Genomic DNA, 25,091 nt, shown 5'->3' with positions numbered 1-25,091 from the left:
GATAGGCAAAGCCTATCAGTCTGGCGCCAACTATCAATTGGAACTGATCGCTCGCACCTGACTAGACTTCGTCCACTGTACGAGACGGAGATCAGCCTTGGCCTATCGCGTTGGCATCGATATCGGCGGCACCTTCACCGACATCGCCTTGGTCGACGCCGCCGGCACGGTGTCGATCCGCAAGGTCCCGTCGACGCCGGATGATTACAGTCGCGGCATTGCTGATGGGCTCGCGACACTGATCGGCGAGCTCGGCATCGTGCCGGCCGAGATCTCCGCGATCGTCCACGCCACCACCGTTGCCACCAACACCATTCTCGAATTCAAGGGCGCCCGCACCGGGCTTGTTACCACCCGCGGGTTTCGCGACGTGCTGGAGCTGCGGCGCTTGCGCATCCCGGTGCTCTACGACCTGCAATATGACAAGCCGCCGCCGCTGGTGCCGCGCCAGCGCCGGCTCGAGATCAGCGAGCGGATGAGGCCCGACGGCACGGTTCGCGTGCCGCTTGATGAGGCCGAGGTCCGTAACGCCGCCCAGCGCTTCCGCGCCGCGGGCATCGAGTCGGTGGCGATCAGCTACCTGCACGCCTATGCCAACCCGGAGCACGAGATCCGCACCGAGGCGATCCTGCGTGAGGAACTCGGCGACAGCGTCTACATCACTCGCGGCTCGGAAATCCTGCCCGAGATCCGCGAGTATGAGCGCACTTCGACCGCGGTGGTGAACGCCTATGTCGGTCCGGTGATCCGTTCCTATGCCGATGCGCTGGCCGGCCGGCTCGCCGCCATCGGTGTCACCGCGCCGATCGAGATGATGCATTCGGGCGGCGGCATCATGCGGCTCGCCGCATCGGTGAAGCGCGCCGCCTCGCTGGTCGAATCGGGCCCGGCCGCCGGCGTCATCGCCTGCGCCCGGCTGGTGCGCGGCGAGGGGCGGGGGGCCAACATCATCTCGTTCGACATGGGCGGCACCACCGCCAAGGCAGCGCTGATCGAGAACGGCGAAGCGGCTCGCACCGACGAGTACGAAGTGGGCGCCGGCATCAACCTCTCCAGCAAGCTGGTGAAGGGCGGCGGTTATCCGATCAAGATGCCGTTCATCGACGTGTCGGAGATCGGCGCCGGCGGCGGCAGCCTTGTGGCGCTGGACCGGCAAGGGCGCGTCACCGTCGGGCCGGAAAGCGCCGGCGCCATGCCGGGTCCGGTCGCCTATGGCCGCGGCGGTACGCGCGCCACCCTGACCGACGTGTTCGTGACGCTCGGCTATATCAACGACACGACGCTCGCCGGTGGCAGCATCGCCGTCGATGCCGAGGGGGCGCGCAACGCGCTCCGCACCCAGATCGCCGAGCCACTTGGCCAGGATCTGCTGACCACTGCGCGGGGCGTGCTGACCCTTGCGGTTTCGACCATGACCCGGGCGGTGAAAGCCGTTTCCACCTATCGCGGTCGCGACCCGCGCGATTTCAGCCTCGTCGCCTTCGGCGGCAATGGCCCGGTGGTCGCTGCCGATATCGCCGCGGCGCTCGGCATCCGCCACATTATCGTGCCGGTGGCCGCCGGCGTGTTCAGTGGTTCGGGGCTGCTGCGCTCCGATGTGGAGCAGGAGTTCGTGCAGCCGCTGCTGGCCGACACCGTGGCGATCAGCCCCGCGATGCTGGCCGACCTGAAGGCCGAGTTGAGTATCCGGGCCCGAGCGGCGCTCGCTGCCGATGGTTACGATGCCGCCAGCGCCGAGTTCCGCTACAGCGCCGATCTCCGCTATTTCGGCCAGGCCTATGAGTTGAACATTGCCGACCGAACCGGCGAGGTCGCTGACCTGGTCGAGGGCTTCCACACCGAGCACGAGCGCACCTATGGCCACCGCTCCAGCGCCGATCCGGTGCAACTGGTGAACCTTCGCCTTACCGTGCGTGTACCCGTCGCTTCGGAGATCGTGCGCTACGCGCCGGCCCCGGATTTCGAGCGGCGCGACCGGTTGGTGGCCTTCGGCACGACGCCAGTGATGACCCCGGTGATCGGCCGCGAGGCGCTGGGCTTGAGCCTGCGGCCCGGGCCCTTCATCATCGAGGATTACGACTGCACCTGCGTGATCCCGCCAAATGCGTCCGCTCGGCTCGATGCGGCCGGCAACATCGAAATCGAGGTCAGCCAGCCATGAGCCGCGTCGATCCCATCACCCTCGAGGTCATCCGCAACGGCCTGGCTTCGATCGCCGACGAAATGGCGCTGATCGTCATGCGCAGCGCCTATTCCCCCGTAGTGCGCGACATCATGGATTACTCGACGGCGCTCTGCGACCCCCAGGGGCGGGTGATCGCCCAAGGCCTCACGCTGCCGATCCAGCTCTGCTCGTTCCCGCGCGTCATGCGCTTCATCGAAGAAAAGTTCGGCGCCGACCTGAGCCCAGGCGACGTGCTGATCACCAACGACCCCTACAGCGCCGGTGGCCAGCACCTCCCCGATATCTACGTGATCAAGCCGATCTTTCAGGGGACGGCGCTCGCCGGCTATGCGGCGACCGTCGCCCACCATACCGATCTCGGCGGCATCGTGCCCGGGAGCGTTGCAATCTATGCCACCGAGATCCAGCAGGAGGGGCTGCGTCTGCCGCTGCTGAAGCTCTACGCCGCGGGCGAGCCCAATGCGACGCTGTTCGAGCTGATCCAGTCCAACACCCGCCAGCCGGTGGAGGTGCTGGGCGATTTGCGGGCGCAGATCGCTGCCTGCACCACCGCCGAGCGCGGCCTGCTGCAACTGGTCGAGCGCTATGGCGCCGCCGAGCTGGCGCTCTATACCGAGGCGCTTCATGCGCATGCCGAACGGATGATGCGCGACACCATCCGCGAGCTGCCCAACGGCGTCTATGTCGGCGAGGATTACCTCGACGGCATCGGCGAGGCGCCCGAACCGATCCGCATCCGGGCCACCGTGACCGTCATGGACGACAGCATCGACATCGACTTCGAGGGCACCTCGGGCCAGGTGGCAGCGAGCATCAACTGCCCGATTTCGCTCCCCGAGTCCGCCGCCTTCACTGCCATCCGCTGTCTGTCGCGCCGCGATATCCCCAATTGCGATGGCTACCTGAAGCCGATCACCGTCCGGGCGCCCGAGGGGTGCCTGCTCAACCCGGTCTACCCGGCCGCCTGTGGGGCGCGGGGCGTCGTCGGCTATCGGGTGTTCGACACCATCATGCACGCACTGGCCCAGGTGGTGCCCGAACGCGCCATTGCCGGCTCGGAAGGCGGGCCGTTCCTGATGGCGGCGGGCGGCACGTACCAAGGCCGACAATATGTGCTCAACGAGATGCTGGTGGGCACCTGGGGGGCGCGTGCCGATCGTGACGGCATCGAGGGGATTTCCAACCCGGCGGCCAACCTCTCCAACCAACCGATCGAGATGATCGAGGCCGAGATGCCGGTCGAGGTGCTGCGCTACGGCTTCGTCACCGATTCCGGTGGGGCAGGGCGCCATCGCGGCGGCCTCGCCTTCACCCGCGAGTTCAGGTTCCTGCAGCCCACCGGTTTCAACCTGCGCGGCGATCGTCGCGACCACCCGCCCTACGGGCTCGAAGGCGGCGGCACCGGCGGCCCGTCGGCGCACGTCCATATCGGCGCCGATGGCAGCGAAAAACTGCTCCCCACCATGCCGATGCGTGGCTTCGCCGCTGCCGCCGGCGATGTGTTCCGCCTCGTCGGGGCAGGGGGCGGAGGCTATGGCGACGCGCTCGAACGCGAACCCGAGCGGGTGCTTGCCGATGTGGTGGCCGAGAAGGTCAGCATCGATGGCGCGGCGCGCGACTACGGCGTCGTAATCGGCGACGATCTCAGGCTCGACCTTGGCGCCACGCAAAGCCTCCGCGCCGCCCGTCGCGCCGGAGTGGTGCGATGAAACGCGGGGTCGCCGGTCTCAACGAGGCGCTGATCGGGCAGCCGGGCAGCCGGGCAGAGCTCGAAACGCCGGCCCTGCTGCTCGATGCCGACCGCTTCGAAGCGAGCCTCGATCGCCTCGCCCAACTGGCCAGGCTCTCTGGCATGGGGCTGCGTCCGCACGCCAAATCGCACAAATGCGCAGCGATCGCCGTGCGCCAGATGGCGGCCGGCGCGCTGGGCATTGCCTGTGCCAAGCCTGGGGAATTGCTGGCGCTGTTCGAGGCGGGGCTGACGAAACTGATGCTGACTGCGCCGGTGTCGAGCCGGTTGAAGATCGACCGGTTGACCGCTGCCGCGGCACGTGGGCTTGAGCTGATCGTGGTGGTCGACCGACTGGAGCTGGTTGCGGCGTTCGGGGCTTCCGCCCGCGCTGCCGGCACGCATGTCGCCGTGCTGATCGATTGCGACACCGGGCTCGGCCGCACCGGGGTGACCACCACCGAAGACGCGGTAAGCCTAGGCCGTGCCATCAGCGCCGAGGCTGGCCTCGTCTATGCCGGAGTGCAGGCTTATGCCGGAAAGGTGCAGCACGTCTTCGATCACCAGGAGCGCCGAGCTGCCAATGACCTCGCCAACGCGCGGCTCACCCCCATCCTCGTCGGCCTTCGCGCCGCCGGGCTGGCGCCGGCGATCGTCAGTGGCGGCGGCACCGGCAGCCACCTCCTGGATTTCGAGGATGGCATCCTCACCGAAGTCCAGGCCGGCTCCTACGTGCTGATGGACGAAGGCTACCGCCCGGTGGATTTCCACGGCACTGGCGAGCCGGTATTCGATTTCGCCATGTTGGTAGTCGTCAGCGTCATCGGCCACAGCGCCAATGGCGAGGCGATCGTCGATGGCGGTTCAAAGAGCTTCGCCGTCGATGGCCCGCCACCGCGCGTCTATCGCGATGGCGTCGAGATCGGCACCATCGCCTGGGCCGGCGACGAGTTCGGCCGGGTGAAGACCTACGACGGCATCGCCCCACCCCCTGCTGGCGCTCGGCTCGAATGCACCGTGCCGCATTGCGACCCTACGGCCAACCTCCACGACTTCATCCACGTGGTGCGTGGAGAGAGGTTGGAAGCGATCTGGCCGATCGAGGCGCGCGGGTTGTCGGATTAAGAGGGCGGAACGGGCGCGGCAAGGGGTCCCCGCAGCACCTTGATGATCGCACTGTGCTGCTTGTCGCCTAACCCAAGATCCCGAGCGCGCGCGAACAGAGCGGCAGCAAGTCGCGCAAACTCGGCCTCCGCGCCGGTAGCGTCGGCGAGTTCAGCGAGCCAGCGCAGGTCTCCGGCTATGGTCTTTACCGTGCTCTCTGCCTCGTCAAACGCTTCTGCGGCTATGGCACGCCCCATGCGTTGCATATCGGTCGCGAGGATCGGCCCCATGCTCGCCAGCGTGTCGCCAAGCATCGCCGGATCGAGACCTTCGGTCTCTAGTACCGCGGCACCCTGGGCAAAGCCGATCCAATGCCCAGCGAAGTAGGCCAATCCCGCGTTGGCGTAGGCTTTGGCGTGGCCGACATCTGGCCCGACATGCGCTAGCTGGCCGCCCATCAGGTCGAGCAGCGGACGCGCCGCTGCAAAATCGTCGGCGTTGCCGGCGAGGGTGAATGAAGCATCGGGTGAGCCGACCTGCCGTGGCCAGGCGCCGATAGCGCCGTCGAGATACCGCCCTCCCGCCTGGCGAATCTTGGTCTCCAAAGCTCGGGCCTGCGCCGGTGTTCCCGAAGCGAACTGGACGATCAGCCTGCCGTGGAGGGCACGCGTCGTGCCCTCGAGCAGCGCCATCGTTGCAGGGTAGTCGCTCACGCAGAGCAGCGCAGCCGGGCTCGCCTCGATGGCCGCACGAGCAGAAACGGCGGCCGTTGCTCCCCGCTCGACCAGCGGCCTCACCTTGGCGTCACTGCGGTTCCACACCGTCACAGCCAGGCCCGCTGCAAGCAGGGTCCGTGCAATCGCGCTGCCCATATCGCCCACGCCAATGACACTCACATCGCTCATTCTTGACGCTCCGTCGCCAGAAAACTACAATACGTAAGTTACATAATGTAGGTTAACTCGAGAGGCAAGTGGGGATGGCACGCCTGAGCAAGGAGGATCGTCGCCAGCAACTGCTCGACGTCGCCCTGAGGATCGTTCGAGAGGAGGGTGCCGATGCGCTGACGCTGGTCTCGTTGGCGCTGCGGGCCGATGTCAGCAGGCCGGTGACCTACGAGCATTTCGGCACGCGGCCCGGCCTTCTGCTGGCCCTCTACGAGCGGCTCGAGCGCGCCTATGTCGACGCTTTGCGCGAGGCACTGGCCGCCGCTCCCCGCTCGCTCTCCGCCCTGGCGGCGCTGATGAGCTCGGCGTATTTCGGTTGCCTTGTCGACGCCGGAGTAGAAGGGCCGGCCCTCTCGGCCGCTCTGCAGGGCAGCGAAGAGATGGCCGCGCAGCAGCTGGCGATGCGCGACGAGTATGTCGAGGTGATGCAAGGCGAACTGCAGCCGTTCACGGACCTCCCCGGCGATGAGCTTCGCTTGTGCTGCATCGGGCTGCTCGGCGCCGCCGAGGCGATGGCCCGTGAGCAGCAGGGCGGGCGTGTCGATCTCGACGCGGCCACTCGAGCCTTCACTACGCTGATCGAGCGCGCCGTCGAACGGCCCGTGGGCTGATCACGCCAACGCATCCGCGGGCAGCCCCGTCCGCCTCGGAGGCAAACTAGCCCCCTTGACACCGCCACCCCGCCACCCCCATAACTCCCCACCTAATCTTGGAGCACGATCCGTGCAGAAGCTTATCGTAGTAGTGGGGCGCATCGAGCACGTGGGGTAAATCCCTGCGAGGGTCGGTGCGCTCGTTCGAAGGTCCCTAACGGGGCCTTTTTTGTTGCCGAATTTCCGCCGGAGACGGCGTAGCGAATAGAAGACCGGCAGAGCCCGGGGGAGTTATGAGAAAATGGCCGAGCAGATGACAGGCGCGGAGATGGTGATCCAGGCCCTGGTCGATAACGGGGTGGAGCACATCTTCGGCTATCCCGGCGGGGCGGCGTTGCCGATCTATGATGCGATGTTCCAGCAGGACAAGGTGCAGCACATCCTCGTCCGCCACGAGCAGGGCGCGACCCACATGGCCGAGGGCTATGCGCGCTCGACCGGCAAAGTCGGCGTCGTGCTGGTGACCTCGGGTCCGGGCGCGACCAACGCGGTCACCGGGCTAACCGACGCGCTGATGGACTCGATCCCCTTGGTCTGCATCACGGCACAGGTGCCGACGACGCTGATCGGCTCGGACGCCTTCCAGGAATGCGACACGGTCGGCATCACCCGCTCGTGCACCAAGCACAATTACCTGGTGAAGAACGTCAACGACCTGCCGCGGGTCATGCACGAGGCGTTCCACATCGCCAATTCGGGCCGCCCCGGTCCGGTGCTGGTTGATATCCCCAAGGACGTGCAGTTCGCCCTCGGCACCTATCTCGGCATCGACGAGATCGGGCCGAGCCGCCACAAGAGCTACCACCCAGCCACGGCGGGCGACAGCAAGGCCATCGAGGCGGCCGTCGATATGATGCTGAAGGCCGAGCGGCCGATCTTCTATACCGGCGGCGGCATCATCAACTCGGGGCCGGAAGCTTCCGAGAAGCTGCGCGAGCTGGCCGAACTGACCGGCTTTCCGGTGACCTCGACGCTGATGGGGCTGGGCGCTTTCCCGGGCTCCAACCCGCAGTGGATGGGGATGCTCGGCATGCACGGCACCTACGAAGCCAACATGGCGATGCATGACTGCGATCTGATGATCAATATCGGGGCGCGGTTCGACGACCGTATCACCGGCCGCATCGATGCGTTCTCGCCCGGCTCGACCCGTATCCACGTCGATATCGACCCCAGCTCGATCGGCAAGAACGTCCGCACCGATCTCGCCATCGTCGGCGATAGCGGGCTGGTGATGGAAGAGATGGTCCGCATCTGGCGCACCAAGACCAACCAGCCGCGCACCGAGGCGATCGCGCCGTGGTGGCAGCAGATCGAAGGCTGGCGCAGCAAGCACTCGCTGGGCTTCAAGAACTCGACTACGACGATCAAGCCGCAGCACGCCATCCAGCGCCTCTACGAGGCGACCAAAGGACGGGATGTCTACATCACTACCGAAGTCGGCCAGCACCAGATGTGGGCGGCGCAGCATTTCCCGTTCGAAATGCCGAACCGCTGGATGACCTCGGGTGGCCTCGGCACCATGGGTTATGGCCTCCCCGCCGCCGTCGGCGTGCAGGTGGCGCATCCTGATGCGCTGGTCATCGACATCGCCGGCGAGGCGAGCGTGCAGATGACCATGCAGGAGCTCTCGACGGCGGTACAGTACCGTCTGCCGATCAAGGTGTTCATCCTCAACAATGAGCGCATGGGCATGGTCCGGCAGTGGCAGGACCTGCTGCATGGCGGGCGCTATGCGCACTCCTACAGCGAGAGCCTGCCCGATTTCGTCAAGCTGGCCGAAGCCTATGGCGGCAAGGGCATCCGCTGTTCCGATCCGGCGCTGCTCGATGCGGCCATCCAGGAGATGCTCGATTACGACGGCCCGGTGCTGTTCGACTGCCTGGTCGAAAAGCACGAGAACTGCCTGCCGATGATCCCGTCGGGCAAGCCGCACAACGAGATGATCCTGCCCGATTTCGAGGACGATATCGGCGCGGTGATCGACGAAAAAGGCCGGCAGCTGGTTTGAGGAGTTAGAACCATGAACGCACATTTGCAGCCGAGCGGTTCGGCATACTTCCTCGCCGCAGAAACCCAGGTTCCTGAGCGGCACACGCTGAGCGTGCTGGTCGATAACGAACCGGGCATTCTCGCCCGGATCGTCGGGCTGTTCGCCGCCCGCGGCTATAATATCGACAGTCTCACGGTCTCAGAGACTGAGCACGAGAAGGGTCTAAGCCGTATCACCGTGGTTACGGTTGCGACGCCCAAGGTGCTGACCCAGATCAAGCTGCAGCTCGAGCGGCTGATCCCGGTGCACCGGGTGCATGACCTCACCAGCGAGGGGAAATCCTTGGAGCGCGAGCTGGCGCTGATCAAGGTCGGCGGCTCGGGCGAGCCGCGCGCCGAGGCGCTGCGCCTCGCCGATGCGTTCCGCGCCCAGATTGTCGATGCCACCACCGAGAGCTTCGTCTTCGAGGTGACCGGCAAGCCATCGAAGATCGACAGCTTTATCGCACTGATGGTGCCGCTGGGGCTGATCGAAGTGGTGCGCACCGGGCTCGCCGCGATCTCGCGTGGGCCGGAAGGCATGTGACGTCCGTCGCAAGGGCAGGGCAATCAATGTGATGAGCCTCCGGCCCTGAAGTAGTTGGCCTTCTCCCCTTGTGGGAGAAGGTGGCCGAAGGCCGGATGAGGGGTTTCTCTCCGCGCACTCTGTCGCTCGTCGCTTCGCTCCGATCGCGCAACCTTCGGTTGCGATACCCCTCATCCGCCCTTCGGGCACCTTCTCCCACAAGGGGAGAAGGCCACCGCTTCACGGCCGGTGGCTGTTTCTGGCCCCCGCCGCGACCGCCCCCGCTCAGTCGAGCGGGATCAGTTCGGCCATGCTGCCCATGTCGTGACCGCCCCGGCCGGTGGCCACCGCCTTCTGCAGCAGCCGCTGCATCGGCTCGACCAGGTCGGTCGAGAGTTTTCGCGCCCGGCTGGCATCGATCAGGTTGACATAGGCTGCGTCCTGCATGGCGAGGTTGGAGGCGACGTTGCGGCCGTAATCGGCGGCATCGATCTGTCGTGCCATCTCCGGCAGGCTCGCTTGCATGGCCGTGAGCCAGGCTTGCACCAGCTCGACAAAACCCGCTGCCGCGATCCCGTCGGCTTTGAGCAGCGCAGTGCCCTGCAGGTAGCCGCCGAACATGCCGTACATCGCGGTGAGCAACGCCAGGTCGTAGAGCGCTGCGTGGCCGGGGTCGCCACCGAGATAGCGGCTGGAGCCGAAGCTCGCGAGCACGTCGTGCGCTGTCGCCCGGGCGGCCGCTGAGCCGCTGGTGAGGATCAGCGTCTCCGGTCGGCCGATCATCGGCGGAATGGCCATGATGCCACCATCGAGGTAGTCGGCGCCTTCCGCTTCGGCCCATGCGGCCAGCCCGCGCGCCTGCTCGGGTGTGCCGTTGGTCAGGTTGAGAATGGTCTTGCCACGCAGCGTCGCGCCCGCGGCGTCGAGCACGGCGCGCACCGAGGGATAGTCGAGCAGGCAGATGACGACGAGGTCGGCCGCGGCGATTGCGCCGCCGCTGTCCGTGGCGGCGGTGGCTCCCTGCGCCACCAGCGGCTCGGCACGCGTCGGCGTGCGGTTCCATACCGTGATGTCGAGGTTGGCGGCGAGGGCGGCGCGGGCGAGCGCACTGCCCATCGCGCCGAGGCCGAGGAAGGTGATCTTGCGGGTCATCTGCTGCTCCGTTGCTTGGTGCCGCAGAAGGTAGGTCTGGCTTTCTTTCCCGCAAGAACCTACAATAAAGTCAGGTACTTACCAAAAAGTCAGTAGGAGCTGAGAGATGCAGCAGGTTCCCTATGTCTGCGGGCTCGCCCCGGCGATCGATGTGATCAGCGGCAAGTGGAAGGCGCTACTGCTCTGGGCCATCGCCGAAAAACCCTGCCGCTTCGGCGAGCTGAAGCGCGCCGTTCCCGGCATCACCGAGAAGATGCTGATCCAGCATCTGCGCGAGCTCGAGGCCGACGGCATCGTGCACCGCGAGGTGTTCCACGAGATTCCACCCAAGGTAGTGTATTCGGCGACCGAACTGGGCGCTTCGCTCAATAAGGCGCTGGAGCCGCTGGGCGCCTGGGGGGATGCGCATATCACCGAGATCAGCGAGCGGCGGCAGCGCAAGGCATCGGCGATTTCGCACGGGCCGGAAAGCATGTAGAAGGGCAGGGCCGGGAGCGATCCCGGCTTTTCTTCGAGGGGAAGTCACCAGTGTCGTTCGCATCGCACCCGTTCCGCGGGCCCTTGTTCATGGTCATCGCGACCTGTTCGTATGTGATCAACGACACGCTGATGAAGCTCGCGACCGAGGGCCTGCCGCCCTACCAGGTGCTGATGCTGCGCGGTTGCGCCGGCCTCATCTGGGGCCTGCCGCTGATGCTGGCGCTGGGCTACGGCCGGCAACTGCCGCTGGTGTTCGAGCGGCGCGTGCTGGCGCGCAATCTCGCCGAGACCGTGGCGATCCTCTGTTACGTCGTGGCGCTCGCCAACATGCCGATCGCCGATGCCTCGGCGCTCGGGCAGATAACTCCGCTGCTGGTGCTGCTCGGCGCCTCGATCCTGTTCCGCGAACGGATCGGCGGGGTGCGGATGGCGCTGATCGGGGTCGGCTTCATCGGCGCCATCATGGTGGCGCAGCCGACCATGCAGGGGATCTCGATCTATGCGGTGCTGGCGCTGGCCAATGCGGTGCTCTGTGCGGTGCGCGATCTCGCCGGGCGGCGGATCGCAGCCGAGGTGCCGGGAATGATCGTCGCCATTTCGGCCATCATCGTCGTGCTGCTCGGGGCAGGGGCGATGCATCTCGCCACCGAACAATGGGTGGTGCCTCAGACGCATCACCTGCTGCTGCTCGCCGGCGCCGGGCTGTTCCTGATCTTCGGCCACTTCTTCATCTTCATGGCCTACCGCGTCGGGCCGACCGGCGTCGTCGCGCCGTTCTACTACTTCTTCACCTTCTGGGCGGTGCTGTCGGGTCTCGTGGTGTTCGGTCAGTTCCCGAACCTCCTCGCCATCAGCGGCATCGTGCTGGTGGTGGCCGCCGGCCTCACCATCGTGGTGCTCGATGAGCGCAAACGCCGGCTGGTGCCGGTGGCGTGATGCCGGCCCGCGCCGCGCGAGGCCATCTCCGCCGCTGATCGGGCTCATCAAAACGTTCGATTGGCCCGGTGGCATCCGATGCGGTAAGCCTCCGCCCAGTTCTGCCGAGGTCCCGCGATGACTCATCTCAGCGTCAATCTCAATGCCGTCGCCATGCTGCGCAACCGGCGCTCCGTGCCCTGGCCGAGCGTTACCGGTATTGCCCGCATCGCGCTCGATGCCGGTGCCGACGGCATCACCGTGCATCCGCGGCCCGACGAGCGGCACATCCGGCGCACCGATGTGTTCGAGCTGGTGACCCTGCTACGCCAGGATTATCCGGGCCGCGAGTTCAACATCGAAGGCTACCCGACCGAGGATTTCCTCACCCTGGTCGAGCGCGCCGCGCCGGACCAGGTGACCTTCGTGCCCGACGATCCCCTGCAATCGACCTCGGATCACGGCTGGAACATCGAGGCCAATCGCGCCGTGCTGACCCCGGCGATCTCGAGGATGAAGAAGGCCGGCATCCGGGTGTCGCTGTTCATCAATGCCGACCCCGCAGCGCCGGCGGCGGCGGCCAATGTCGGGGCGGATCGGGTCGAGCTCTATACCGGCCCATACGGCGGGTCGCTGAAGCCGGAGGTGCAAGCGGTACATCTCGACGCGCTGCGCGAGACCGCGGATGCGGCGCGCGCCGCCGGGCACAATGCACGGCCGGGGCAGGGTGGGTTGCTGGTCAATGCCGGACACGACCTCAACCTCGTCAACCTGCCGCCGCTGAAGCACGCGATCCCCGACCTCGCCGAGGTCTCGATCGGCCATGCGATCACTGCGGACGCGCTGATCTATGGCATGGCCGAGACGGTGCGGCACTACAAGATCGCCTGCGCCTGACGGCCACAGCATGTCTCCCGAAAGTGGGTGCCGGTTTCGGGACAAAGACATGCGTGAAAACAAAGAGCTAAGGCGCAAAGAGCGAATCTGAAGGATCGCGACGCGCTTTAGGGCCGGCCGCGGAAAGTGAAGGTGTGGTCCTCGCAGAGGCGGGCCCGGTAGGAGTATTCCTTGCCGGCGGTCGACAGCAGTTTCAGATCGACCACGCATTTGTCGACGCCGTCCTCGAGCATGAACTGCATCTTGCCTTTTGGTTCGATGGTTTTGCCGCGCAGCCGCTCGGCGCCCCAGTCGGTGCCCATGATCTCGACATAGAGTTTGTCGATGGTCACCGTCGAAGCGTTCTTCACCCAGAGCCGCAGCGGCGGCCCGGCCGCTGCAGTGGTCGCGAACAACGTCATGGCGAGCACGGCCGTGGCGACTAGCTTCATCTCAAATCCCCCAAAACAATGGGCGGACACTGATCTGGCTACGTGCAAGGCGCAACCGCGACAACCAGGCGTGGTGAACGCCGCAGCCCAACTGGGCGCTTTCGCGCATATGTTAACGGGCAACCTGCGGTCGGCCGTCAAATCCGACTTAACTACCGCCATTGCCGCTTATTTCGCTTCAACGGTGGATGGACCAAGTTGGAGCCTTTCACGGATTGGGCGGGTTGCCATATGGCTTTGAGAGCAGTTGCATACGAGCAGGCGATGAGCGACCCGATCAACGAAGCCCTGGTGCTCTATACCGGTTTCGGCAACTCGCCGTTCCCGCGGGCCAAGACCCCGCATCTGGTGCAACGCTTCGGTGAAGCCGAAGGCACTGAGTTGAAGCAGCGTATCCTCGGCCTGCTCGAGGAGCTGCAGCAGCCCGTCGACGGGCTGGAGAAGCGCTCGAAGAAAAGTCTCACCGAGCGCGCCATCGAGCAGCTGCAGCCCAAGCACCCCGAGCTGGATGAGTCCGGGCTCAAGGCGCTGGCCTGGACCTATTCGTTCGGCCTGCGCTGACACGCTTCCGTTATCGGTTGTTCGATAATCGCGAACGCTGCATTTCGCGCCCGGTGCGAATGGGCAGCGTTGGCCGACGCACGCCCGACCCCGGGTCGCGAAACCGCCGGAACTGCTTCACTCACAACGCTGTAACCCAACGAACAGGGATGTAACCGGGGCTGGATTGTGTGCCTTCGCTTCATCGAGGTGCCTGCTTGTGCGGCACCACCTTGGGCACTTATTTGCCGCTAGTCACATTTTGATACTGGAGTGCAGCAAATGTCCAAACCCAAGATTGCCGTGATCATCAGCTCGATCCGCCCGACCCGCTTCGGTGACAAGCCGGCCAGCTGGATTGCCGGCCACGTCGCCGCCCGCGGTGATGTCGATGTCGAGATCGTCGACCTGAAGGATTACCCGCTTCCGCTGTTCGATGCGGCCGCGTCCGACTTCTGGATGCCGACCCCGAACGAGATCGCCGCCAAGTGGCAGGCCAAGCTCAATGAGTTCGACGGCTACATCGTCGTCACCGCCGAGTATAACCGCTCGATCACCGGTGCGCTGAAGAACGCTATCGACTGGGCCTATAAGCCCTTCATGAAGAAGGCCGTGGCCTTCGTCGGCTACGGTTCGGTGGGCGGCGCCCGTGCCATCGAGCACCTGCGCAACATCATGGTTGAGCTGCTGGCCGTCCCGGTCCGTCACGCCGTCCACATCGGTGGCTCGGACTTCATCCCCATCATGATGGGCCAGAAGAGCTGGGACGACACCAAGGCCAATTTCGACTTCTTCGTGCCCGAGATGCTCGACAACCTGATCTGGTGGACCAACGCTACCCGCAATGCCCGCCAGGCTGACGCGGCTGCCGCGGCCAAGGCCGCCTAAGCTCTACGACTGCGTGGGCGTTCATCGTTTCGATGAACGCCTCCAGCTCACTAACCTGAGCGGGAAGCGCGTCAGTCTTCCGGGGTTCTCCTCCTTTCGCACCCCGGTCGGGGGCGGTGCTTCCCATGGCGCCGCCCCTTTTCCGTTGTCGTGCCCACGCAAATCCGCATAACTGTCCATCAGCAAATGCGAGCCTCGGCGGAATTTGACCGTTGAGTGCGCCGGTGGTCGGGTGTAGACAGCCGCCCACCCGATAACAGGGTGAGCGAAGGGCATATGACCCAGACCACTTCGTCCGGCGTGACGGCCGGCGCCACGGCGACCGAACAAACCGGCCACGCCACAGGCAAGCTACCCCTTATCATTCTCGGCGCCCTGGGCGTCGTCTTCGGCGATATCGGCACCAGCCCCCTCTATGCCTTCCGCGACACACTGCACGCGGCCGGTGGCTCTCCGAATGAGCCCGAGGTGCTCGGGCTGCTGTCGCTGATCGTCTGGTCGCTGACCATGGTGGTCACGGTCAAGTACGTGATCTTCGTGCTGCGCGCCGACAACAAGGGCGAAGGCGGCACCCTGTCGCTGATGACCCTCGCCAGCAACGCCTTCGCCAAGCGGCCGGCCTGGATCCTCGGGCTCGGCATCGTCGGCGGTGCGCTGTTCCTCGGTGATGCGATCATTACGCCGGCCATCTCGGTGCTCTCGGCAGTCGAAGGCCTCGAGGTGGTGGAGCCGCGGCTTACCCCCTGGGTGGTGCCGATGACGGTGGTGATCATCATCGGGCTGTTCATGGTGCAGCGTTTCGGCACGGCGCGGGTATCGACGGTGTTCGGGCCGGTGATGGCCATTTGGTTCGTTGTCCTTGGCGGCACCGGTCTGCTGCATATCGCCGATGCGCCGCAGGTGCTGATGGCGCTGAACCCGGCGCATGGCATCACCTTCCTCTACACCCATGCCGGCATCTCGATCGTGGTGCTGGGGGCGGTGTTCCTGTCGGTGACGGGCGCCGAGGCTTTGTATGTCGACCTCGGGCATTTCGGCCGCCGGCCGATTATCCTCGCCTGGCTGCTGCTGGTGTTCCCGGCCCTGCTGCTCAACTATTTCGGGCAGGGCGCCTTCGTCCTCAGCCACCCGCACGAGGTGGTCAACCCGTTCTTCGAAATGCAGGCCGACTGGGCCCGTTTGCCGATGGTGGGCCTGGCAACGCTCGCCACCGTCATCGCCAGCCAGTCGGTCATCACTGGCGCCTATTCGCTGGTTCGCCAGGCCATGCACTTGAACCTCCTGCCGCGCCTCGAAGTGCGCCACACCTCCGAGGAGGTGGCCGGGCAGATCTTCATGCCGCAGGTCAACTTCCTGCTCTTGATCTGCGTCGTGCTGCTGGTCGTCGGTTTCCGCTCGTCGACGGCGCTGGCGGCCGCCTACGGCATCGCGGTGACCGGCGAGATGCTGGTGACGGCGGTGCTGCTGTTCATCGTCATGTGGCGGCTGTGGAAATGGAGCCTCATCGTCGCGGTGGTGGTGATTGCCCCGCTGCTGGTGATCGACACCAGTTTCTTCATCGCCAACGCCGCCAAGTTCTCGCAGGGCGGCTGGGTGCCGGCCGTGGTCGCGACGCTGATCGCCTCGATGATGACGATCTGGATCTGGGGCCGCCGCCGGCTGGCCGAAAAGACCCGGCGTGACGAGGTGCCACTCGAGTTCCTGGTCGAGAACCTCGCCAAGAAGAAGCCGACCATCGTCCCTGGCACCGCGGTGTTCCTCACCTCCGACATCGAGGGCGCGCCGACCGCACTGCTGCACAGCCTCAAGCACTATAAAGTGCTGCACGAGCACAACGTGATCCTGACCGTCGTCACCTCGGATCGGCCGCGTGTCGCCGACGAGGAAAAGATCAGGATCGATGCCTATAACGACCTGTTCTACCGCGTGGTGGTGACCTTCGGTTACATCGAGACGCCGAACATCCCCAAAGCACTGGCGCTGGCTCGCAAGCTCGGCTGGAAGTTCGACATCATGTCGACGTCCTTCTTCCTGTCGCGCCGCTCGTTGAAGCCGTCGCTGAAGGGTGGCGCGCCGCTCTTCCTCGACCGGATCTTCATCGGTCTCGCCCGTAACGCCACCGACGCAACGGAATACTTCCATATTCCTACCGGCCGTGTGGTTGAAATCGGCACGCAGGTGGTGATCTAGTCCGTCCTCGGGTACCCTGGGGACGCGAGACTGCTGAAATCATTTGATATTGCGATCGCGGGCGCTGGCCCGGGCGGACTGGCTGCGGCGCTGCTGCTGAGTCGCGCCGGCCATCGCGTCCGGCTGTTCGAGCGCTTCGAGACGCCACGCCCGCTCGGTTCGGGCCTGATGCTGCAGCCCACCGGCCTCGCCGTGCTGGCGGCACTTGGCCTTTATCCCGAGATCGCCGCGCTCGGCTCGCGAGTCGAGCGGCTGATCGGCACCGACGCGCAGAGTGGCCGGGTGGTGCTCGACGTGGGCTATCGCCCCCTCGGCCCCGATGTGCACGCCATCGCCGTCCACCGCGCGGCGCTGTTCAATGTGCTGCATGACGCCGTGGTGGCCGAGCGTCTGCCGATCCGCACCGGCTTCGCCATCGAGGCGCTGGAGCGCGCCGGTGGCAAGCAGTGGTTGCGCGCCCTGCAGGGGCGTGAAGGGCCGTTCGATCTGGTGGTCGACGCGCTGGGTTCGGCCTCGCCGCTGAAGCGTGAGGCGAAGCTGCCGAGCACCTCGCGGCCGCTGAGCTTCGGCGCCATCTGGGGCACGGTGCCCTGGGTCGATCAAGGGTTCCGCCGCGATGCGCTGATGCAGCGCTATCGCAAGGCCAGTGTGATGATCGGCGTGCTGCCGGTCGGCCGCCAGCGCCGCGACGGACCGGAGCTCGCGGCGTTTTTCTGGAGTCTCAAGCCCGAAACCTTCGAGGCGCTGCAGGCCGCCGGCATCGATGGCTGGCGCGACGAAGTGCTGGGGCACTGGCCGGAAACGGCGCCGCATCTCGAGGCGATCCGCGGCTTCGACGAGATGACGCTGGCGCGCTATGCCCACCATACGCTCGCGGTTCCGGCCGGCGACGGCATCGTCTTCATCGGCGACAGCGCCCACGCCACCAGCCCGCAGCTCGGGCAGGGTGCCAATATGGCGCTGCTCGATGCCGCGGCGCTGGCCGGAGCGCTTGCCGGGGCCGCCTCGGTCGGTGAGGCCCTCAGCGACTATGCGCGGTTGCGCCGCTGGCACGTACGGCTCTACCAATTGCTGTCGCTTACGCTCACCCCGTTCTATCAATCCGATGGCGTGCTGCTGCCGCTGGCGCGCGACGTGCTGGTGTCGGCGGTAGCCAGGCTGCCGCCGCTGCCCTGGCTGCTCGCCACCATGGTGTCGGGGCAGTTGCTCAACCCGCTCAAGGCGGTGCAACTGGAAACGGAATCGTTACGCGAGGTTGCGGCATGAGCCGCCCGCATATCCTCATCGTCGGAGGCGCCGGCGTGTTCGGCTCGCGCCTGGCGCGCCTCTTGGCGCGCCGCAAGGGCTTTCGCGTCAGCCTCGGTGGGCGCACCGAACGCCGGGCAGTGGCGCTGCAGCGCGAGTTGCGGACAATCGACGAGCAGGGCGAATACGGCTTCGTCTTGATCGATCGCGACCGCATCGGCGTCGAACGGCTGAAGGAGATCGACTGCGACGTCGTCGTCGATTGCTCCGGCCCGTTCCAGCTCAGCGGCACCCAGCTGATTGAGGCGGCGATCGGCGCGCGCTGCCATTATGTCGACATCGCCGACTCGAGGGCGTTCGTTGCCGGCATCGCCAGGTTCGACAGTGCGGCCCGCGCCGTCGCCATCTCGGTAATCTCGGGCGCCAGCTCGACACCCGGGCTGACCCACGCCGTGCTTGACCAGGTCACCAGCGCCTGGCTGGCCGTCGACAGCGTGGATGTTGCAATCGTTCCCGGCAACAGGACGCCCAAGGGCCGCTCGGTCATCGAGGGTATCCTGAGCTGGGTTGGTCAGCCGGTCCGGGTGTTCCGCGAGGCCGGCTGGGAGCGGGGCCGCGGCTGGAGCGGCGGCCGCTCGGTCACCATCGAAGGGCTGCCGCCCCGCCGCGCCATGTTGGCCGACGTTCCCGATCTCGACCTGCTGCCCGCGCGTTTTGCGCCACGCGTCCGGGCTGGGTTCGATGCCGGAATGGAGCTGCCGGTGCTCAACTGGCTGATCGGCGTCGCCGCGCTGCCGGTGCGCTGGGGGCTGGTCAAATCGGCGGGCGTATTCGCCGGCCTCGGAACGCAGATCGCACTTTGGCTCGATCGTTTCGGCACCGCCGACGGCGGCATGCTGGTCGAGGCGGCGGGGCAGGATGCACGCGGCGACCCACGCGTGGTGCGCTGGTGGCTGAGGGCCGCCAATGGCGACGGCCCCTATGTGCCGGTGCTGCCGACGGCGGCGATCATCGAGCAGCTGACCTTTGGCGGCCGGCTGCGCGGTGGCGCCCGCTCGGCCGCTGGCGTCGTCAGCCTCGAGCAGATCAAGCCCTGGCTCGAAGGCCTCGCCATCGAGACCAAGCAGGTGGCGTTCCGGGGCGAGAAGCCGCTCTACCGGCGGGTGATGGGCGAGGGGTTCGACCGCTTGCCTGAGGTAACGCGGCGGCTGCATCGCGGCCGGCCGGCGGTGATCGCCGAAGGCGAGGCAGTGGTGGCCCCAGCCACCAACCCGGTCGCCCGCTTCCTCGCCAAACGCCTCGGCCTGCCGCTCGACGAGGGCCGGCTGCCGGTGCGGGTGGTGATCGAGAGTCGCGAGGGCAGGGAGCATTGGACGCGCTTCTTCGCCGACCGGCCGATGCGCTCGGTGATGAGCGCGGCGCCCGACGGGCTGATCGAGGAGCGGTTCGGTGCCGTCGCCATCCGCATGCGCCTGGTGCCGCGCGGCGACGGGCTCGACATGCAGCGCGTCTCCGGCCGGATCTGGAACGTGCCGCTCCCCGGCCTGCTGCTGCCCCGCATCACCGCCGAGGAGCGGGTCGACGAGGGCGGCCGCCACCGCTTCGAAGTCGATATCGGCCTGCCCCTGTTCGGACGGTTGGTGGCGTACCGGGGGTATTTGGTTCTCTAGCTCCCCTCCCCCTCGCGGCGCTACCGCGTCCGCTAGGAGGGGAGGGGTTGGGGGTGGGGGTGGCGAGGGGGACCTCGGTGCCGACTGCACCACCCCTCCCTCGATCCCTCCCCTCAAGGGGGAGGGAGGCGATGGCCTGCATCGCGGGGGCTAAATACTAGCCTGCACGCTGTGCAGCGCTGCATAGACGCCATCCCGCGCCACCAGCGCCTCGTGCGTCCCTTCTTCGGCGACCCCGTCGCGGGTGAGCACCAGGATGCGGTCGGCATGGCGCACGGTGGAGAGCCGGTGCGCGATGACGATGGTGGTCCGTCCCTTGGCGAGGGTCAGCAGCGCCTGCTGCACCGCCCGCTCGCTCTCGTTGTCGAGCGCGCTCGTCGCCTCGTCGAAGATCAGGATCGCCGGGTCCTTGAGGAAGGCACGGGCGATGGTGAGGCGCTGCTTCTGCCCGCCCGAGAGCTTGACGCCGCGCTGCCCGACATCGGTGTCGTAGCCATTGGGCAGCGCCATGATGAACTCATGTGCATTGGCGGCGCGGGCGGCAGCCTCGATCTCGGCGTCGGTGGCGTCGGGCCGGCCGTAGCGGAGGTTTTCGGCCACCGAGCCGGCGAACAGGTAGACATCCTGCTGCACCACCGCGACATGCCGGCGGAGCGAGGCCAGTTGCACATCGCGGATGTCGCGCCCATCGATCCGGATGGCGCCCGCATCGACATCGTAGAAGCGCGGGATCAGCGCACAGAGCGTGCTCTTGCCCACTCCAGACGGGCCGACCAGCGCTACGAACTCACCCGGCGCGATGTCGAGCGACAGCTTGCTGAGCACCTGCGGCCCGCTCGACTCGTAGCGGAAGGTCACGTCGTCGAAGCGGATCGCCCCGCGCGGCACCGGCATCGGCGCCGCACCGGGCCGGTCAGTGATATCGGGCTCGACCTCGAGGATCTCCATGGCGCGCACGAACCCGGTATAGCCCTCCTGCAGCAGCCGAGCGAAGTTGGCGAGCCGCTTGACCGGATCGACCAGCACCGCGACGCAGAGCAGGAAGGTCAGCATTTCGGCGACCGTCAGTTCACCCGAGAGGATGCGCAGCGCCCCGACCACCACCACCATGATGGTGACCAGCTGGGCAAAGCTTTCGGTCCCCGCCGAGAACCAGGCCTCCGAGCGATAGCCATCGGCGCGGCTGACCACGAAGCGGCGGTTCTGCTCGGCGAAGCGATCGGTCTCCAGCCCCTCGTTGGTGAAGGACTGCACGACCCGGATACCGGCCAGTGCGTCCTCGACCCGCTCGTTCACCGCCGCGATCTGCTGTTTGCTCCGTTCCAGCGCCCGGTTCATCCGCCGGTTGAAATGCAGCGCATAGGCCACCGCGAACGGGGTGAGGGCGAGAATCAGGGCGGCCAGCACCGGATCGATGAAGAACAGCACCAGCATGGCGCCGCCGAACTTGAACACCGCGATGGCCAGGTCTTCCGGGCCATGGTGGAACAGTTCGCCCAGCCACAGCGTGTCGTTGCTGATCCGGCTCATCAATTGGCCGGTGCGTTGCCGGTCGTAGAAACCGAAGGACAGTTTCTGGCAGTGCTCGAACAGCTCCTGGCGCACCGCCGCCTCGATGCGGGCGCCCATCACGTGGCCCTGGTAGTCGACGAAGAAGGTCGCCGCCACTTCGACCGCGAGGATGGCAAGCATCAACGCGCCGATGAAGAGGATCTGCCAGAACGCCTCGGGCGCTTCGGGCAGGGCGAGCAGGCGCGTCGTCACAAAGTTGGCGCTGAGCGGCAGCGCGATAGCGGTGCCGGCAACGAGGATGGCGCAGCAGAGGTCCGCCACGAGCAGCGGCAGGTGCGGCCGATAGTAGGAAACGAACTTTTGCGCTCGCGAACGATTGCGCTGCCGGGCAGCGGGATCGGTCGGGTTGGCGAAGAGGCTGCGAAAGCGGTTAGGGCGCTGCGGGTTTTTCCTCGCGCGCGGGGAGTGAGAAGGCATGAAGCGTTGTGTCCTTGCTGAAATAGGCTCCTTTCTGGTGGGACAGCGTCGCTTTCATTCTGAACTCCCTGGGGGCAGCGATTTAGGAAGCGGACCATAGGCCGAGCCTGCGCGCCGGGCAACCGGGGCGCGTGCGATCAGGACGGGGAGTGTGGCGGCGCGGCTACAATGTCCGCTGGGGGTCAGCCCGCTCCGGCGCTTGAGCATTTGCACCGGGAGGGCAAAGCTCCCTACAGCGCCAGGGCGGCGTCGCGCTTGCCGTAGGCGCGCAAGAATGTTCGCACGCCATTGCGGGCGGCCTGCTCAAGCTCGGCGTTGCTGACCGTCTCGCCCGGCTCGTTCGGCAGGTCGGCGCGGATCAGCGCCATGAACTGCCGAGCCGCCAGGTCAGGGTCATCGAGCTCGATATCGCCGTCGCGCGCCAGGCGCGCGAAACGGGCCGAAATGGCCGGCCAGTTCTTGCCCGGGCCATAGTCCTTCCAGGTCTCGAACAGCTCGGGGTAGCGGCTGCCTTCGTTCTCGATCAGCTTGCGCAGCGCCCGCGAACCCTCGTCGCAAAGGCAATTGCGCGTCAGCCGGATGGCGAACTCCACCAGTTCGCGGCCGATATCCTGCGGGGCATCGGGGAAGGTGGCGAGCGTCTCGACCAGCCGCGCGCTGCCTTGCTCGTTGATGCCACGCACCACTTCGACGAACAGCCGCTCCTTGTCGCCGATCTGGTTGTAGATCGTCTGCCGCGAGACGTTCGCCTCTTCGGCGATCGCGTCGATGCTGGCGCCGACATAGCCATCGCGCACGAACACCGCCGTGGCGGCGCTGATGATGGCGCATCGCTTGTTGTAGTTCCCCCGCTGCATGGCAGGGCTGCGAACGAGGTCGTGGCTGATCTCCATGCGAGGGATGATAATAGCACTTGACGAATTGGACAAGAGTGTCCAAAAGTCACTTTGACACTAGTGTCCAATTTTGTGGACTCAGGTGTCATTCAAGCGGCAGCTGAACCGGGTACACCGGCGAGGGAGGCAAACGACGCGCGGGGGTGATCCGCGCGCGGCCGAACTCTGTCCGACGCTCGTTGCCGGATCGCCTGCCCGCTCTCAGTCACACAAGCAGTGTTGGGATTTACTGCTATGAACGCAAAACTCATCCGTATGGCCATCGTGCTTGGCCTGTTGTCGGTGATCGGCCCCGTCGCCATCGACATGTATCTGCCTGCCTTGCCGGAAATCGGCGGGCAACTGGGCGTCACCGACGCGTCGGTGCAGCTCAGCCTGATGTCCTTCATGGCCGCTTTCGCTGTGGGACAGCTGATCTATGGTCCGATCAGCGACATGATCGGCCGCAAGCCGCCGCTCTATATCGGCACGCTGGTCTTCATCGCCGGTTCCATCGGCTGCGCCGTGGCGCCTTCGGTCGAGTGGCTGATCGTTTCGCGGTTCATCCAGGGTATCGGTGGTTGCGCGGCAATGTCGCTGCCGCGCGCCATCGTGCGTGACGAGTATACCGGCGCCGAGGCCGCACAGCTGTTCAGCCTCATCATGCTGGTGTTCTCGATCTCGCCGATTCTTGCGCCGCTGGCGGGCAGTGTGGTCATCGCCTTCGGCGACTGGCGGCTGCTGTTCTGGGTGATGGGTGCGGTCGGCGTGTTCGGCCTGATCCTTTCGATCGTCGCCCTCAAGGAAACGCGTCCCAAGCACCAGCGCACCGAGTCGACCATCGGCAGCGCCATCCGCGGCTACGGCATGCTGCTGAAGGACTGGAACTTCCTCGGGCTGACCTTCATCGGCGCCTTCGGCATGTCGGCCTTCATGGCCTTCATCGGCAACTCCAGCTTCGTGTTCATCGAGCACTACGGGCTGACGCCGACCGAATACAGCCTCGCCTTCTCGGTCAACGCGATCTCGTTCTTTGCGGTGTCGCAGTCGACCGGCTTCATGGTGAAGCGCTTCGGCCTGCAGCGGGTAGTGCGCACGGCGGTAACCGGCTTTGCGCTGTCGATGGCGCTGCTGGCCGGCATCTTCGTCGCCGGCATCGACAGCATGTGGGTGCTTTCGGGCCTGATGTTCATTGCCTTCGGCTTCCTCGGCCTGGTGCTGCCGACCACTGGCGTCCTGGCGATGGAAGAGCATGGCGAGTTTGCTGGCACCGCATCGGCCCTGATGGGCACGCTGCAGATGGTGCTCGGTGCCGTGGTGATGGGGATTGTCGGAGCCTTCCACGATGGCACCGCCATCCCGATGGTTGTCGGCTTCGCCATCTGCGCCATCCTCGCCTTCATCCTGACCCAGCTGACCATCCGCACCACGGTCACCCCCGTCGTCGGCGCACCGGCGGAATAACAGCTATCCCATGCAGGATGGTGGGCGCGGGAGGAAACTTCCGCGCCCTTTCTCTTGGGGGAGACGACTGAAGCGGACGGCCCCCTCCCATCCTCCTCCATAAAGGGGGAGGTGCTCCCGCAGTGTATTTGGCACCATCGAAGACAGAGCCTCGACTCTTCACCTCCCCCTTTATGGGGGAGGATGGGAGGGGGCCGTCTCTATCAGTCGACCTTGTCGATCAGCTCTTCGGCATATCCGGGCAGACATACGGCACTGTCGCCGTCACATACTTCTCCTCGACCGCGTCGCTGCCGAGCTTGAGGCTCAGCACCAGCTCGGCGTCGGTCAGGGAGACGATGTCGGCATTGATATCCATGCCGTCCTCGTTCCACTTGAGAGCGGTCTCCGAGGTGAGCTCCCAAGCGGAGAGCCGGTGGGTTTCCCAGCAGGAATCCTGCACCAGCGTGCCATCGGAGAGGAAGATCTTCATCACGCCGGGCAGATCGCCATCGGCCTTGGTCCAGACCCGGTCGACGAGACCGGCTTTGCTGGTCTTGGCGTCGGTGGCGGATTCGGTGGGGGTATCCTCGGCGAAAGCCGGAAGGCAGCTGGTGGAGCCGACGCCCCACATGGCGAGCAAGGCGAAGAGGGCGGCTTTGCTGGTCATTCGGCGTCTAACTCCCGTGGTGATCCGAAGATGGGTGCGGCGCAGTCGGCATGCAAGGAGGCACGGGGATTGCGACGGAAATCGGATCATTAGCGTGGGAAAATGAACGGCCGATGAGCGTGGGGCTCACCGGCCGTATCGAAGTAGCAACGCGGGTGGGGGCTGCTACTCGATGCTTGGCGGCGGCGGTGGGGAAGGTGACTCGCCGGAGCCTGAAAGCAGGGATCCGCGCTCAATCGGCACATGCGTTCCGGCGGCCGGAGCGGCCCTGAACACGATCACGTTGCACTTGTCCTTGTAGCAGCCGTAGTCGCAGACCGTGTTGCCGCATTTCTTCGAACAGCCGATCGCGCCGCCACCAGATTGCAGGTCCTTGCCGCAGACGTTCCGGACCTGCGTCTCGGTGACCCGTGTCGCCGCCAAGGCGAAGCCTGGGACGAGGCAGAGGCACACCACCGACAGCAGGATCATTGATCTCGTCATAACTCGGCTCCCTGTGAGGAGCCCCCCGTGCCGCCGATATTGCCGATC

At 66.0% G+C, this 25,091-nt stretch carries 22 protein-coding genes; 15 read left to right on the top strand and 7 right to left on the bottom strand.

Annotated features, from left to right (window positions below; genetic code table 11):
* Nucleotides 1–97: 97 nt before the first annotated feature.
* The 3 genes from ASC68_RS10430 to ASC68_RS10420 are packed head-to-tail and all read left to right on the top strand — an operon-like array spanning nucleotide 98 to nucleotide 5,039.
* Nucleotides 98–2,161: a hydantoinase/oxoprolinase family protein gene (locus tag ASC68_RS10430; protein ID WP_055878453.1), complete on the top strand. Its 2,064-nt coding sequence runs from the start codon at nucleotides 98–100 to the stop codon at nucleotides 2,159–2,161.
* Nucleotides 2,158–3,894: a hydantoinase B/oxoprolinase family protein gene (locus ASC68_RS10425; protein ID WP_055878452.1), complete on the top strand. Its 1,737-nt coding sequence runs from the start codon at nucleotides 2,158–2,160 to the stop codon at nucleotides 3,892–3,894. The genes ASC68_RS10430 and ASC68_RS10425 overlap by 4 nt, the downstream gene beginning before the upstream one ends.
* Nucleotides 3,891–5,039: an alanine racemase gene (locus ASC68_RS10420; protein ID WP_055878451.1), complete on the top strand. Its 1,149-nt coding sequence runs from the start codon at nucleotides 3,891–3,893 to the stop codon at nucleotides 5,037–5,039. The genes ASC68_RS10425 and ASC68_RS10420 overlap by 4 nt, the downstream gene beginning before the upstream one ends.
* Here ASC68_RS10420 and ASC68_RS10415 read toward each other — a convergent pair.
* Entirely contained in the window at nucleotides 5,036–5,923 is an 888-nt protein-coding gene (locus ASC68_RS10415; protein WP_055878450.1) for an NAD(P)-binding domain-containing protein, read from the bottom strand. The genes ASC68_RS10420 and ASC68_RS10415 overlap by 4 nt on opposite strands.
* A 74-nt stretch (nucleotides 5,924–5,997) precedes the next feature.
* On the opposite strand from ASC68_RS10415, the gene ASC68_RS10410 reads away from it, so the two are divergent.
* The 3 genes from ASC68_RS10410 (at nucleotide 5,998) to ilvN (ending at nucleotide 9,196) form a co-directional block, all read left to right on the top strand.
* On the top strand, nucleotides 5,998–6,576 hold the full coding sequence (locus ASC68_RS10410; protein ID WP_082528059.1) for a TetR/AcrR family transcriptional regulator: 579 nt from the start codon (nucleotides 5,998–6,000) through the stop codon (nucleotides 6,574–6,576).
* Nucleotides 6,577–6,859: 283 nt separating this feature from the next.
* Complete coding sequence (locus tag ASC68_RS10405) at nucleotides 6,860–8,629, top strand: acetolactate synthase 3 large subunit (RefSeq protein ID WP_055878449.1); 1,770 nt, start codon at nucleotides 6,860–6,862, stop codon at nucleotides 8,627–8,629.
* A 12-nt stretch (nucleotides 8,630–8,641) separates the two neighbouring features.
* Nucleotides 8,642–9,196: an acetolactate synthase small subunit gene (ilvN, locus tag ASC68_RS10400; protein WP_055878448.1), complete on the top strand. Its 555-nt coding sequence runs from the start codon at nucleotides 8,642–8,644 to the stop codon at nucleotides 9,194–9,196.
* Nucleotides 9,197–9,460: 264 nt separating this feature from the next.
* On the opposite strand, the gene ASC68_RS10395 is transcribed toward ilvN, so the two are convergent.
* A complete protein-coding gene (locus ASC68_RS10395) occupies nucleotides 9,461–10,327 on the bottom strand; it encodes an NAD(P)-binding domain-containing protein (RefSeq protein WP_055878447.1) in 867 nt (288 codons plus the stop codon).
* Nucleotides 10,328–10,433: 106 nt separating this feature from the next.
* On the opposite strand from ASC68_RS10395, the gene ASC68_RS10390 reads away from it, so the two are divergent.
* The 3 genes from ASC68_RS10390 to ASC68_RS10380 all read left to right on the top strand — a co-directional run bounded on the left by ASC68_RS10390 (nucleotide 10,434) and on the right by ASC68_RS10380 (nucleotide 12,619).
* Nucleotides 10,434–10,805, top strand: coding sequence for a helix-turn-helix domain-containing protein (locus ASC68_RS10390; RefSeq protein WP_055878446.1), 372 nt, complete (start codon nucleotides 10,434–10,436; stop codon nucleotides 10,803–10,805).
* Between the two features lie 50 nt (nucleotides 10,806–10,855).
* Nucleotides 10,856–11,743, top strand: a complete 888-nt coding sequence (locus ASC68_RS10385) for a DMT family transporter (protein ID WP_248310522.1) — start codon at nucleotides 10,856–10,858, stop codon at nucleotides 11,741–11,743.
* 117 nt (nucleotides 11,744–11,860) lie between these two features.
* Entirely contained in the window at nucleotides 11,861–12,619 is a 759-nt protein-coding gene (locus ASC68_RS10380; RefSeq protein WP_055878445.1) for a pyridoxine 5'-phosphate synthase, read from the top strand.
* A gap of 107 nt (nucleotides 12,620–12,726) precedes the next feature.
* Here ASC68_RS10380 and ASC68_RS10375 read toward each other — a convergent pair whose 3' ends face one another.
* Nucleotides 12,727–13,050: a hypothetical protein gene (locus ASC68_RS10375; RefSeq protein ID WP_055878442.1), complete on the bottom strand. Its 324-nt coding sequence runs from the start codon at nucleotides 13,048–13,050 to the stop codon at nucleotides 12,727–12,729.
* A 264-nt stretch (nucleotides 13,051–13,314) separates the two neighbouring features.
* Between ASC68_RS10375 and ASC68_RS10370 the strand changes: the two genes are divergently transcribed.
* The 5 genes from ASC68_RS10370 to ASC68_RS10350 all read left to right on the top strand — a co-directional run bounded on the left by ASC68_RS10370 (nucleotide 13,315) and on the right by ASC68_RS10350 (nucleotide 19,583).
* Complete coding sequence (locus ASC68_RS10370) at nucleotides 13,315–13,611, top strand: hypothetical protein (protein WP_055878440.1); 297 nt, start codon at nucleotides 13,315–13,317, stop codon at nucleotides 13,609–13,611.
* A 261-nt stretch (nucleotides 13,612–13,872) separates the two neighbouring features.
* The gene (locus ASC68_RS10365; RefSeq protein ID WP_055878437.1) at nucleotides 13,873–14,478 is read left to right on the top strand and encodes an NADPH-dependent FMN reductase; all 606 of its coding nucleotides are present in this window, start codon (nucleotides 13,873–13,875) and stop codon (nucleotides 14,476–14,478) included.
* Nucleotides 14,479–14,754: 276 nt separating this feature from the next.
* The gene (locus ASC68_RS10360; protein ID WP_055878435.1) at nucleotides 14,755–16,668 is read left to right on the top strand and encodes a potassium transporter Kup; all 1,914 of its coding nucleotides are present in this window, start codon (nucleotides 14,755–14,757) and stop codon (nucleotides 16,666–16,668) included.
* A 30-nt stretch (nucleotides 16,669–16,698) separates the two neighbouring features.
* Nucleotides 16,699–17,934 (top strand): NAD(P)/FAD-dependent oxidoreductase, encoded by a 1,236-nt coding sequence (locus ASC68_RS10355; RefSeq protein ID WP_055878433.1) that lies wholly within the window; start codon nucleotides 16,699–16,701, stop codon nucleotides 17,932–17,934.
* Entirely contained in the window at nucleotides 17,931–19,583 is a 1,653-nt protein-coding gene (locus ASC68_RS10350) for an SDR family oxidoreductase (protein WP_055878431.1), read from the top strand. The genes ASC68_RS10355 and ASC68_RS10350 overlap by 4 nt, the downstream gene beginning before the upstream one ends.
* A 150-nt stretch (nucleotides 19,584–19,733) precedes the next feature.
* On the opposite strand, the gene ASC68_RS10345 is transcribed toward ASC68_RS10350, so the two are convergent.
* Both ASC68_RS10345 and ASC68_RS10340 read right to left on the bottom strand, forming a co-directional pair.
* Complete coding sequence (locus ASC68_RS10345) at nucleotides 19,734–21,572, bottom strand: ABC transporter ATP-binding protein (RefSeq protein WP_055878429.1); 1,839 nt, start codon at nucleotides 21,570–21,572, stop codon at nucleotides 19,734–19,736.
* 230 nt (nucleotides 21,573–21,802) lie between these two features.
* Nucleotides 21,803–22,465 carry a TetR/AcrR family transcriptional regulator gene (locus ASC68_RS10340; protein WP_055878427.1) on the bottom strand — a complete coding sequence of 221 codons (663 nt, stop codon included), beginning with the start codon at nucleotides 22,463–22,465 and terminating at the stop codon, nucleotides 21,803–21,805.
* A 237-nt stretch (nucleotides 22,466–22,702) separates the two neighbouring features.
* Here ASC68_RS10340 and ASC68_RS10335 point away from each other — a divergent pair, with 237 nt between their 5' ends.
* A complete protein-coding gene (locus ASC68_RS10335) occupies nucleotides 22,703–23,911 on the top strand; it encodes a multidrug effflux MFS transporter (RefSeq protein WP_055878424.1) in 1,209 nt (402 codons plus the stop codon).
* Nucleotides 23,912–24,131: 220 nt separating this feature from the next.
* Here ASC68_RS10335 and ASC68_RS10330 read toward each other — a convergent pair whose 3' ends face one another.
* Together ASC68_RS10330 and ASC68_RS10325 are read right to left on the bottom strand one after the other, a co-directional pair.
* On the bottom strand, nucleotides 24,132–24,560 hold the full coding sequence (locus tag ASC68_RS10330) for a hypothetical protein (RefSeq protein WP_055878422.1): 429 nt from the start codon (nucleotides 24,558–24,560) through the stop codon (nucleotides 24,132–24,134).
* Nucleotides 24,561–24,725: 165 nt separating this feature from the next.
* Nucleotides 24,726–25,043: a hypothetical protein gene (locus ASC68_RS10325; protein ID WP_156387305.1), complete on the bottom strand. Its 318-nt coding sequence runs from the start codon at nucleotides 25,041–25,043 to the stop codon at nucleotides 24,726–24,728.
* Between the last annotated feature and the right edge of the window lie 48 nt (nucleotides 25,044–25,091).

This window comes from Devosia sp. Root105, from assembly GCF_001424865.1.
GTDB lineage: Bacteria > Pseudomonadota > Alphaproteobacteria > Rhizobiales > Devosiaceae > Devosia_A.
Note: the sequence above shows the minus strand (reverse complement) of the source record. Positions and strands in the feature narration are given on the sequence as shown.